The 12649-nt window shown below is 43.4% G+C and carries 7 protein-coding genes; all 7 read left to right on the top strand.

Features of this window, described 5'->3' with window-relative positions; translation table 11 throughout:
- Positions 1-234: 234 nt before the first annotated feature.
- The 7 genes from GB993_RS09915 to GB993_RS09945 all read left to right on the top strand — a co-directional run bounded on the left by GB993_RS09915 (position 235) and on the right by GB993_RS09945 (position 12564).
- Positions 235-1962, top strand: coding sequence for a phosphohexomutase domain-containing protein (locus tag GB993_RS09915; RefSeq protein ID WP_161004171.1), 1728 nt, complete (start codon positions 235-237; stop codon positions 1960-1962).
- Positions 1963-2301: 339 nt separating this feature from the next.
- Entirely contained in the window at positions 2302-4302 is a 2001-nt protein-coding gene (gene uvrB, locus GB993_RS09920; RefSeq protein WP_161004172.1) for an excinuclease ABC subunit UvrB, read from the top strand.
- 19 nt (positions 4303-4321) lie between these two features.
- Positions 4322-7189, top strand: coding sequence for an excinuclease ABC subunit UvrA (uvrA, locus tag GB993_RS09925; RefSeq protein ID WP_161004173.1), 2868 nt, complete (start codon positions 4322-4324; stop codon positions 7187-7189).
- A gap of 197 nt (positions 7190-7386) precedes the next feature.
- Positions 7387-8739 carry an APC family permease gene (locus GB993_RS09930; RefSeq protein WP_161004174.1) on the top strand — a complete coding sequence of 451 codons (1353 nt, stop codon included), beginning with the start codon at positions 7387-7389 and terminating at the stop codon, positions 8737-8739.
- Positions 8740-8748: 9 nt separating this feature from the next.
- Positions 8749-10092 carry an APC family permease gene (locus GB993_RS09935; RefSeq protein WP_161004175.1) on the top strand — a complete coding sequence of 448 codons (1344 nt, stop codon included), beginning with the start codon at positions 8749-8751 and terminating at the stop codon, positions 10090-10092.
- A gap of 566 nt (positions 10093-10658) precedes the next feature.
- Positions 10659-11777, top strand: a complete 1119-nt coding sequence (locus GB993_RS09940) for a YibE/F family protein (protein WP_161004176.1) — start codon at positions 10659-10661, stop codon at positions 11775-11777.
- A complete protein-coding gene (locus tag GB993_RS09945) occupies positions 11764-12564 on the top strand; it encodes a YibE/F family protein (RefSeq protein WP_161004177.1) in 801 nt (266 codons plus the stop codon). The genes GB993_RS09940 and GB993_RS09945 overlap by 14 nt, the downstream gene beginning before the upstream one ends.
- The last annotated feature ends 85 nt before the right edge of the window (positions 12565-12649 follow it).

Below are 12649 nucleotides of genomic sequence, written 5' to 3' on the forward strand. Positions count from 1 at the left end.
GATATCCTTTTTTTCGTGTCAACATACATAGATTACAGAAAGAAAAATCTGTTGTCGATCATGTCTTGTGACATGACCAACAACAGATATGATAGAACCATTTTTTGTGTGAGGCACGCTTTTTTTTATTTATTTTGATTGATAAAGCCCGATGAACGGGCGACGTAAACAATATGAATGCGGTATACTTAACGTATATTTGTGACTTTGGTCTAGATGAATGGAGATGCAACTGTGGATTGGAAAGATACTTACCAGGTTTGGAATAATCAAGAAAATCTGGAAACAAGTTTGAAGACAGAATTAACAGCTTTAAAGGGTAATGATGAGGCATTGGAAGATGCCTTCTATCAGCCAATGAGTTTTGGTACTGCGGGGATGCGTGGTGTCATGGGACCTGGAATCAACCGAATGAACATCTATACGGTGCGTCAGGCTACAGAGGGTTTAGCTACATATATGGATACATTGGGCAATGACGTGAAGCAACGTGGTGTTGCCATTAGTTTTGACTCTCGTCATCACTCAACTGAGTTTGCCCACGAGGCCGCGAAAGTTTTAGGCCAACATGGCATCAAGAGTTTTGTGTTCGAAGGCTTACGGCCAACACCAGAATTGTCCTTTACGGTTCGTCATTTAAAGACGTTTGCCGGCATTATGATTACTGCAAGTCATAACCCAAAGCAGTTCAACGGTTACAAGATTTATGGTGAAGACGGTGCTCAAATGCCACCGAAGGACTCTGATTTAATCACGAGTTACATTCGTAAGGTAACTGATTTGTTTGCTATCCAAACTGCCGATGAAGCTGAATTAAAAGCCAACGGGTTGGAAACGATTATCGGTGAAGACGTTGATAAAGCTTACTTGGATAACGTCGCCACTGTCACAGTTGATCATGATTTGGCCGCTGAAGAAGGCAAGGACATGACCTTCGTCTTCACACCACTTCACGGTACTGGACGGATGCCCGGTGAACGTGCGTTACGCAATGCTGGTTTTAAAAACTTCATCACGGTACCAGAACAGGCTGAGCCAGACGGTGACTTTCCAACGGTTAAGTTCCCCAACCCAGAATTTTCTGAAGCTTTCGATTTAGCAATAAAATTGGGTAGAGAAAAGAATGCGGATGTGCTGATTGCAACAGATCCAGATGCTGATCGTTTGGGAACCGCAGTGCGTTTGCCAAACGGCGACTACCAATTATTGACTGGTAACCAAATCGCCGCATTGATGTTGCATTATATTTTGGAAGCAAACAAGAATGCCGGCACATTGCCTGCTAATGCGGTGGCTGTTAAGTCTATCGTCTCAACTGAGTTTGCCACCAAGATTGCCGAAAGCTACCACGTTGGCATGATCAATGTGCTGACTGGTTTCAAGTTTATTGCTGAACAGATCCAAAACTTCCAGGACACAAACAGTCACACGTTTATGTTTGGTTTTGAAGAGAGTTACGGCTATCTGATTAAGCCATTTGTTCGTGATAAGGATGCTATTCAGGCCTTAACGTTGCTGGCTGAAATTGCTGCTTACTATCGTAAACAAGGAAAGACGTTATACGATGGCTTGGAAGGCTTATACAAGCAATACGGTTACTTCCGTGAACAAACGATTCAACAAACCTTTGAAGGTATTGAAGGACCAAAGAAGATCGAAGCAATCATTCAGAAGTTCCGTCAGGCTGCCCCCAAGAGTTTCGCTGGTTACGATGTGACAGCTGTCGATGACATTGCTAAGGGCACAAAGACCTTTACAGATGGTCACGTTGAACAACTAGACCTACCACATGCTGAAGTGTTGAAGTACTGGTTAACGGATGGTACGTGGATTGCTGTTCGTCCTTCAGGAACTGAACCAAAAATCAAGTTCTACATTGGTACGAACGGTACCACTTTGGATGAAGCAAACGACAAATTAAAGAAGTTTGCCAATGACATCAATGCATTTGTTGCTGACTAGTTTTGCTCGATACAAACTTTGACAATGAGTAAAAAGAACGTGTGCACGATTGACGGGATAAGAGATCCTATTAACGTGGACGCGTTTTTTGTTATGAATGAATGCATGTTTTTAACCGAAAGTGTGCATATCTCGTGCGAAAGTATGTTCGGTATGCTAGAATAGTTACGCTAAGTTGACGGGTTCAGAACAGCAATATGGTCGCAATGAATTACCTAAGCGAATCAAGCCGACCAGTGCAGTCATGAACCTGTTTTTTAAATCGTGTTGATGATGGTTTAGCACTTGCCATCACAATAATTAGACCATGTAAATGAACTAGGGGAGGTAACGTCTGGCATGATTGAACGTCAAGCAGATCGAAAGTTTGATTTAGTTTCAAAATATAAGCCAACTGGTGATCAACCGGAGGCCATCAAAGCGTTGACAGATGGGATTGAAGACGGAAAAAAAGCGCAGATTTTGATGGGTGCTACGGGAACCGGTAAAACGTTCACAATCAGCAATGTGATTGCCAACGTTAACAAACCGACGCTGGTTTTATCGCATAACAAAACATTGGCAGGACAGCTCTATGGTGAATTTAAAGAGTTTTTCCCTAACAATGCGGTTGAATATTTTGTTTCCTACTATGATTATTACCAACCGGAAGCCTATGTTCCCTCATCTGATACGTATATTGAAAAAGATTCATCGATCAATGATGAAATCGATAAATTACGTAATGCGGCCACTAGTTCGCTATTGGAACGGAATGATACGATTGTCGTGGCTTCAGTGTCATCAATCTTTGGTTTAGGAGATCCACGCCAGTATAAAGACCATGTTATTTCCTTACGGGTCGGTCAGACAATCGAACGTAATGATTTCATGCGCAAGTTGGTTGACATTCAGTTTGAACGTAATGATATTGATTTCCAACGCGGCCGTTTTCGAGTGCACGGGGATGTTGTTGAAGTGTTCCCAGCATCTGAAGATCAACATGCGCTACGAATCGAGTTTTTCGGTGATGAAATTGATCGGATGCGGGAAGTCGATGCACTGACTGGTGAAGTAGTTGGTGATCGTGATCATGTCACAATTTTCCCAGCTACTCATTTCATGACGAATGATGCCATTATGGATCATGCCATTACGACGATCGGTGACGAGTTGGAAGACCGGCTGAAGGTGTTGAAGGATCAAGGCAAGTTGTTGGAAGCTCAACGTTTGCAGCAACGGACGACTTACGACATGGAAATGATGCGTGAAATGGGTTATACGAGTGGGATTGAAAACTATTCCCGTCACATGGATGGTCGTAAACCCGGTGAACCACCGTTTACGCTGCTAGACTTCTTCCCGAAAGACTTTTTGCTAGTTGTGGATGAAAGTCACGTTACGATGCCACAAGTGCGTGGTATGTACAAAGGTGACCGTTCTAGAAAGCAGATGCTAGTTGATTATGGTTTCCGTTTGCCAAGTGCGCTGGATAATCGACCGCTAAAAATTAATGAGTTTGAAAAACACATTAATCAAGTCGTCTACATGTCCGCAACACCTGGTGATTATGAGCATGAGCAAACGGACACAGTCGTTCAACAGATTATTCGGCCGACGGGTTTGCTCGATCCAACGATTGAAGTTCGACCAATTATGGGACAAATTGATGACCTCGTTGGTCAGATTAATAAGCGGATTGAAGCTCATGAGCGGACTTTTGTCACGACGATGACCAAGAAAATGGCGGAAGATTTGACGGATTACCTGAAGGATCTGGGAATTCGGGTTCGTTACCTGCACAGTGACATTAAAACCTTGGAACGAACGCAAATTATCCGGGATCTACGTTTGGGCAAATTTGACGTGTTGGTCGGCATCAACCTTCTACGTGAAGGAATTGATGTACCTGAGGTATCGTTGGTTGCCATCTTGGATGCTGATAAAGAAGGCTTCCTAAGAAATGAACGGTCATTGATTCAAACGATTGGTCGGGCTGCCCGTAATTCACACGGGGCGGTTATTATGTATGCGGATACCATTACGGGGTCAATGCAGGCGGCCATTGACGAGACCAAACGGCGTCGTGAGATTCAGGAAAAGTATAACGAAGAACATCACATAACGCCGACAACTATCGTTAAGCCAATTCGTGATAACATCACGGTGACAGCGCCAACTGGTGATGGTCAGAAAGAATCAACACTTAATGAGGAAGACTTTGATAATCTGTCAAAATCCGATCAGAATGCAATGTTGGCTGGCTTAAACAAGCAAATGCAAGAAGCTGCCAAGAAACTCGACTTCGAAGAAGCAGCAACATTGCGTGATACAATCATGGAATTAAAAGCCAAACAGTAAAGGGTGGCAAAGGTAACCAATGGCAAATAACGACAAAATTGTAATACACGGGGCACGTGCCCATAATTTAAAGAATATTGATGTCACGATTCCACGTGACAAGCTGGTAGTCATTACGGGGTTATCTGGTTCAGGAAAAAGCTCACTTGCATTTGATACGTTATATGCCGAGGGCCAGCGGCGTTATGTTGAAAGTTTGTCCGCATATGCGCGGCAATTTCTTGGGCAGATGGATAAACCGGATGTGGACTCCATTGATGGTCTGAGCCCGGCGATTTCTATCGATCAGAAAACAACCAGTAAAAATCCGCGGTCAACCGTTGGGACTGTCACGGAAATCAATGATTATTTGCGGTTATTGTGGGCGCGGGTTGGGACACCAATCTGTCCAAACGACGGCACAGTTATTACCAGTCAATCTGTTGAGCAGATGGTTGATGAGGTCCTTGCACTCCCTGAACGGACGCGGCTCCAAGTATTGTCACCGATTGTGCGGCGAAAAAAAGGACAGCATGCCAAAATCTTTGCGAAGATTAAGCGTGAAGGATTTGTGCGTGTTCAAGTAGACGGTGAAACTTATGATATCGATGAAGTGCCTGAACTAGATAAAAACAAATATCACAGCATCAATATTGTCATTGATCGGGTAATTGTGCATCCAGACGGTGATAGTCGGAGTCGTTTGTTTGACTCATTTGAAGCTGCTCTTCGTTTGAGTGATGGCTATGCAACTGCTGACATCATTGATGGTGAACCGATGCAGTTCTCAGAACATTATTCATGTCCTATTTGTGGGTTTACAGTTGGCGAATTGGAACCACGGTTGTTTTCATTTAATGCACCGCTTGGCGCCTGCCCCGATTGTGAAGGGTTAGGGGTTAAACTGGAAGTTGACGAAGATCTTGTCGTTCCAGATCCCAGTAAAACACTTCGTGAAGGTGCTTTGGAACCGTGGAATCCAATCAGTTCCATGTATTATCCAAGCATGTTGGAACAATTTGCTGAACAAAACAAGATTGACATGGATACACCTTTCAATAAACTGCCTAAGAAACAACGTGATATGGTTCTTCATGGATCAAGCAAAAAGTTCCATTTCCACTACGAAAATGATTTTGGTGGTGTTCGTGATGTTGATGCCGATTTTGAAGGTGTCATGAACAATGTGTCACGTCGCTACAAGGAAACTAATTCTGACTTTACGCGTGATCAAATGCGTCAATATATGACTGAACTGACATGTCAGACCTGTCATGGTTACCGGTTAAATCGCCAGGCACTATCCGTTAAAATTAACGGGAAGCATATTGGTGAAGTTTCCGAAATGGCGATTGATGATGAGTTGCCATTCTTTCAGGGTTTAACTTTGGGCGAACAAAATAAAGTGATTGCTGAACCAATCGTTAAGGAAATTCGCGATCGGTTATCCTTTTTGACGAGTGTCGGTGTGGGTTACCTTACCCTGAGTCGGTCCGCTAGAACATTGTCTGGTGGTGAGGCGCAACGAATTCGGTTAGCTACCCAAATAGGTTCAAATTTGTCTGGTGTATTGTATATCCTTGACGAGCCATCCATTGGGTTGCATCAACGTGATAACGATCGTTTGATCAGTTCACTTAAGAAAATGCGAGATTTAGGTAATACCCTGATTGTGGTCGAACATGATGAGGATACAATGCGGGCAGCCGATTACTTAATTGATATTGGTCCTGGTGCTGGTGAAAATGGTGGTCAGGTTATGGCCGCTGGAACGCCTAAACAAGTTGAACGTAGTACTAAGTCATTAACCGGTCGGTATTTAGCTGGTAAGGACTTCATTCCGGTGCCGCTCAAGCGACGCAAGGGGAATGGTAAGGCCATCGTGTTAAAAGGGGCCGCAGAGAACAATTTGCAGAATGTTGATGTACGTTTTCCATTAGGGGAATTAACAGTTGTGACTGGTGTGTCAGGATCTGGTAAATCTACATTGGTTAACAGTATTCTTGAAAAGGTACTGGCTCAAAAGCTCAATCACAATTCGGCCAAGCCTGGTAAATACAAGAGCATTGCCGGCGTGAATAACATTGAAAAGATTGTGGACATCGATCAATCGCCGATTGGACGGACACCACGTTCCAACCCCGCTACCTATACGGGTGTGTTCGATGACATTCGTGATTTGTTTGCTCAAACGAATGAAGCAAAATTGCGTGGCTATCAAAAAGGCCGCTTCTCATTCAACACTAAAGGTGGTCGTTGTGAGGCATGTCATGGTGACGGAATTTTAAAGATTGAAATGAACTTTCTACCAGATGTTTATGTGCCTTGTGAAGTTTGTCATGGGTCTCGTTACAATTCAGAAACACTTGAAGTGACGTACAAGGGGAAGAATATTTCAGATGTTTTGAACATGACAGTTTCCGAAGCCTTGGACTTCTTTGCTGCAATCCCTAAGATCACACGTAAATTGCAAACCATTGTTGATGTCGGTCTGGGCTATGTTCATTTGGGCCAGTCAGCAACCACGCTTTCAGGTGGTGAGGCTCAGCGGATGAAGTTAGCTTCTGAACTACACAAGAAGGCCAATGGTCGTAATTTCTACATCCTGGATGAACCAACAACAGGATTGCATTCTGATGACATCAAACGGTTGATGGTTGTCTTACAGCGATTGGTTGATCATGGCAACACAGTTTTGATTATTGAACATAATTTGGATGTGATTAAGACTGCTGATCATTTGATTGATCTTGGTCCAGAAGGTGGTGCTGGCGGTGGACAAATTATTGCGACTGGGACGCCGGAAGAGCTTGCTGAAGTTAAAGAAAGCTACACTGGTCAATACCTGAAACCAGTATTGGAACGAGATACGAAACGTACTGAAGAGGTTGCTGAACAAGCAAAATAATAACGGTACAATTTTTAATGATTTAATAATATGACTGATCAAATCCTAATCTGTAGGCGTTTTGGTCAGTCTTTTTTTGTTTTAATACGATCGTTTTGAAGTTGAAGTTCTGCTTAAAGTTGGCCTACAAGATTAAAATTTGGTAAACTAGCACAAACTTATCTAATAAATATGTGTGCAAGAAAGAATGTGACGACATGAAACAAAAAACACCAGTGGTAGAACTGAATCGTTCCTTAGGCATTTGGTCAGCCCTGTCCTTAGTAATTGGGACTATTATCGGCGCCGGCGTATTCGTGAGACAAGCGGCAGTACTTGATGACGCAGGCTCTACTACGGGTGCATTGTTTGCGTGGCTAGCAGGTGGGGTTCTGACATTAACAGCCGGGCTGACCATTGCTGAAATTGCCTCTCAAATGCCGCATACTGGCGGTTTGTATGTTTATATGGAACGAATGTATGGCCGTCTGTGGGGCTTTCTATCTGGTTGGATGCAGATCATTATTTATGGACCGGCAATTATTGCAGCGCTTGCAGCATACTTAGGTATTTTAATGACTGACTTTTTTCACCTGTCAGGCGGATGGGGATTGGCTGTCTCACTCGGAACATTGGTAGCGGTTGGCGCCCTTAATTTATTTTTCAATCGATATGGCGCAACGTTTGCGATTATAACGACGATTTGTAAATTGTTGCCAATCGTTGCAATTATTGTATTCGGATTATTCTTTGGCGATGGCAATGCGCTGGGCCACAGTGTGTCGAGCGCGACTCAGCATGGTAGCAACTTTGGTGTCGCCATTTTGGCTACGTTATTTGCGTTTGACGGGTGGATTCTGGTTGCTAATCTGGGTGACGAAATAAAAGAACCGCAGAAATTATTGCCCCGTGCGATTATCGGTGGGATTAGTATCGTTATGGTTATTTATTTGTTGGTAGCATACGGCGTTTTTGCAAGTTTGCCAGCGTCAACGATTCATCGACTGGGAACGGGTGCAATTCCGTTTCTTGCTACAAAAGACTTTGGCGCAATTGGCGGTAAGCTGTTGAGCATCGGTGTCATTATTTCGATTATCGGTTGTATCAACGGTAAAATCATGACTTTTCCACGTATCATGTACGCAATGGCACGTGATCGGGAGTTACCATTTAGCCGCGTATTGGGTTATTTAAGTCCTAAAACGAGGACACCAATCTTTTCGACCATTGCAGTGTTGTTGATTGCTGCGTTGATGGTGTTGTTTGCAAATGCAGACCGGCTGTCAGAGCTATGTATCTTTACAGTTTATTGCTTTTACGTTATGGCATTTTTGGGATCATTTAAATTACGACGTCAACATAAGGAGCGGCCATTTTCGATGCCACTGTTCCCGTTAACGCCGATTGTAGCGATTGGTGGTTCGCTATTTGTGCTCATTAGTGAAGTCTTCTCAGATTTCACGGGTGTACTATTTTCTTTGGGAATGGTTGTCGTTGGTATCCCAGTTTATTACTATGAAATTAAACACAATCATGCAGAAGATTTTGTTAAAGAAGATTCAGGAAAGTGAGTATAGGCAATGCAAGAGAGTCACGTTGAATTGAAACGTTCTCTAGGGCTGTGGTCTGCACTAGCGATTGTAATTGGTACAGTCATTGGTTCCGGGATATTTTTTAAACAAGCATCCGTTTTACAAATGACAGGTTCTACCAACCTAGCGATGTTGGCCTGGCTATTAGGGGGCTTAATTACCCTAGCTGATGGGCTGACATTATCTGAAATTGGTTCTCAAATTCCGCATACTGGGGGTCTTTACCAATACATGACCCATATTTATGGTGAGTTTTGGGGCTTCATGTCAGGTTGGATGCAGGTTATCGTTTATGCACCGGCAATTGTCGGCTCAATCGCTGGGTATTTAGGCTTATTGGTCACTAACTTCTTTGGCCTCGGAGCAGTTTGGAAGGCACCAATTGCGATTGGCACCATTATTCTGATTGCGATGTTGAATATGTTGGAAAATCGCTATGGTGCTGCCTTTGCGATTGTGACCACCATTTGTAAATTGCTGCCGATTGCGGCGATCGTGATTTTTGGACTCTTCTTTGGTCGTGAGACCGGCTTCGGTGAGACAGTAACGAGCATCCATCAGAGCGTTGGCAACTTTGGTGTTGCTGTGTTAGGCACCATCTTTGCCTATGATGGCTGGATTCTGGTTACTAATCTAGGTGGCGAAATTAAACGGCCCGAAAAGTTGTTACCGTTAGCTATCATTCTGGGAATCACCATCGTTATTGTGTTATACCTCGGGGTAACATTTGGCATTTTTCGGTCTTTGAGTGCAGCTAAAATTAATGAACTCGGCCAGAACGCGACGGCCTACTTTGCCTTAAATGCGTTTGGGGCATTCGGTGGGCGACTCGTGAATATTGGAATAATGATCTCCATTATTGGTGCGTTGAATGGTAAAATGATGTCTTTTCCACGAATTTATTATGCAATGGCTGCTAAACGCCATTTGCCGTTTGCCAAACAAATTAGTAGCCTGAACCGTCACACACAAACTCCGGTTGTTGCAACGACGATTTTACTGGCATTGACTAGTTTAATGATCCTGACTGTTGATACTGACCGACTGTCTGAGCTCTGTATTTTTGCGATGTACAGTTTTTATATTGCTGCGTTTGTCGGTGTCTTTATCTTGCGTCGTCGAAATGGTGGCAAACCGGCAGGATTTAGCACGCCGGGGTATCCAGTAGTTCCAATTATTGCCATCATCGGAACTAGTTTTGTGGTTATCAGTGAACTGTTCTTCGATTTTGTTGGGGCGGCAACGTCACTGGTTATTATTGGACTAGGAATTCCACTTTATTATTGGTTGAAGCGGCATTATAAAAACGATGATTCTATTGATGTGATGTAATTGATTTAACCTCAGAGGAGGTTGTGGGCGTGGTGAAAATGCCGCTTGCAGTTGCCAACATTGACACGCTCGCCGTGGGACCGGTTCAAGCCCGAAGTTCACGGTCTTTCAACTCGTCACAGAGCCTCGTGAAATTCCGAGTCTCCGTGACCGTCCGTGTTGTAAATTCGAGAAGTGCATTCGAATTAACAACACTTTCACGGCTCGGTATCAATGTTGGCGCCCTCCCGCTGACCTAGTTAAGCGATCACATAAATGGCACTTATTAGTCCGCCAAGAGCGGTTTAATTCATCTTCACGGACAATGTTATTTAATATTGATTCACAATTTAGCCATCTATTTAAAACAACAACACAACTGTTTTGGTCAATCGATCAAAACAGTTGTGTTGTTTTAGACACAAAAATTCTTACAATTATTAACTACTGTTAAAAAATCGTTGGCAAGTTTAGTTTTAGTTACGTTTTGAAAGACGTGTTAGTGCGGGTGGTAGAATGAAACGTAGATTTATGAAAAAACGAGTTGGGTTAGAGTGCTTGCGTTATTGAAAGCGGGGAATCTTCACATGAATGTTAAACCAAAACACTCTGCAAACTGGTGGGTAACCCTGGTTTGTGTCTTGTTTGGCGGACTGTTGGTACTGGGTGTTGCTTATGACGCTCCAATTTATCAAAGACCAATCGCTAAAATTACTAATGTACGTAATGAACGCCCTGTCAAACAGCAAGATGAGTTTGAAAATCAAGATGCAACAGTCCATCAGCGAATCAATGCTGTTTTGATTAACACAATTCACAAGGGACAAAAGATTACTTTAAGCAATACATACAGTCGTTCCGGCGCAATGGATCAACCCTATCGCGCGGGCAACCAGGTATTCATTTCGAAGCTAACTCGAGGCCAGCAGTCAAACATTAAAGGACCAAAACGAGATACCGTGGTTGCTTTACTGACCTGGATTGTAATCAGTTTGCTGTTTGTTTTTATGCGCTCAGCTGGTTTTATGGCATTGTTATCCGTCGGGTTAAATGCAGTACTGTTCTTCTTAGCAATCAACATCGATTTGAGTTTAAAAAATGGCAATGTGTTTGTCATTTTTAGTCTAATTAGTGTTGTTTTTGCAGCGTTAACATTGTGGTTGGTTCTAGGTTGGAGTCGACAAACGGTCATTACATTAACAGCAACATTATCCGGGACGGCGCTAGCAATTATAATCAGCCTGATTGTGTTCGCACTTACCCATGAGCGAGGCATGCACTATGAGGGCCTTCAATATGTGACCACATTGCCACGCCCGTTGTTTTTAGCGGAGACGCTGATTGGGTCTTTGGGGGCAGTGATGGACGAGTCAACAGATATTGTGGCGACACTGTTTGAACTTCAGGCTGAACGGCCAGATGTCAGCAGGAATCAACTATTCTTATCAGGGCGAAACGTTGGTCGCTCCATTATGGGGCCTTTGATCAATGTGTTGTTTCTTATCTTTGTAGCAGACACGTTTCCGTTAACACTCTTGTACTTAAAGAATGGCAATAACTGGGGGTATACCTACATGATGAATATGTCGATGGGGGTTATTCAAAGTTTAATCAGCGGTTTAGGAATTGTATTAGCTATTCCAGTGGCCAGCTTCGTTGCAAGTCGATTGATGAAAAAGAGGGTGATGACAGATGACAACCTTTAGTGTGTTGGCTTTATTGCTTTTTTTTGCCATGTGGGCTGTTGGTGGTAAACAGGGTGCAATTGCGTTTGTCAGCCTCGGTGTGAACTTTGCGTTGTTGTTTTTAACCATCGTGTTAGTTCAGTTTCATTTGCCGCCACTGCCTGTCACTTTAGTTGCGGGGACGATCATATTGGCTGTGACGATTTTCTTTGGGAATGATGATGATAACAGTACGACGACAGCTTTTTACGCTTCCGTTATCGTGATGTTATTACTTTTGTTGTTTATTGTGCCCGTGGAGCACTGGGCGCAGGTCGCTGGATTCGGGGATGAGGACAGTGAAGATTTGGAAGGCATGTCGCTGTATATCGGCATTTCTTTTTTGAAAGTCGAAATGTGCACCGTCGTGTTGAGCACATTAGGAGCTATTGCTGAAGCCGCCATGGCCATTTCATCCGGCCTATCGGAGATTGAAACGCAACAGCCTACAATAACTGGAAAACGTTTGTTTGGTGATGGTCTGAACGTGGGTAAACAGATTATTGGGACCACGTTTAATACATTGTTCTTCGGCTTTTTTGGTGGTTTCTTATCGTTATTTATATGGTTCGTCGGCCTTCGTTACTCGATTGGTGAGGTTTTTAATGACAAAGTGTTTGTCGCTGAGCTATTGATGGTGTTACTGTCGTTTATTGGCGTTCTCATTACGGTTCCAATGACTGCAGCAGTAGCTAGTTGGCGTTTGCATCGACAGCCACATCAATCGCAAAAAAAGACAGTAGAGACTAAAGTAGACGCAGATGAATAAAAAGACACACCCGGTATGTTATACTGTTAGAAGTGACGTCGTAAGCTGAGCAAAAAAAGCAACAAGCGGCGACGTAAGGGGGCAA

This window comes from Furfurilactobacillus milii (assembly GCF_009864005.1).
Lineage (GTDB): Bacteria > Bacillota > Bacilli > Lactobacillales > Lactobacillaceae > Furfurilactobacillus > Furfurilactobacillus rossiae_B.